At 55.9% G+C, this 279-nt stretch carries 1 protein-coding gene; it reads left to right on the forward strand.

The annotated features are described in order from the left end of the window. On the forward strand, positions 1 to 279 hold a 279-nt coding region (locus tag D0817_RS27360), incomplete at both ends, for a tetratricopeptide repeat protein (RefSeq protein WP_134737823.1).

Consider the following 279-nt stretch of genomic DNA (forward strand, 5'->3'; position numbering starts at 1 on the left):
GGCAGGTCGGCTCCGTTTATTCACGAAGCGGCGACAACACCAACTCCTTGCTCTACTACAAGCGCGCCCTTGTGGCCATGGAGCGCGAGCTCGGACCGGATCATCCTAGTCTCGCCGTTGGGATTGCGAACGTGGGAGCGGGGGAAGGAAATGCTGGCAATTATGAAACCGCCATAGCGTTGACAAAACGTGGCTTAACCCTCCAAGAAAAGCAGGGGAAATCCACCTTGGCGGTAGCCAACACGCTCAATAACCTCGCATTCCTGTACGGGAAAATGG

Source organism: Flavobacterium cupreum (genome assembly GCF_003996965.1).
Classification (GTDB): domain Bacteria; phylum Bacteroidota; class Bacteroidia; order Flavobacteriales; family Flavobacteriaceae; genus Flavobacterium; species Flavobacterium cupreum.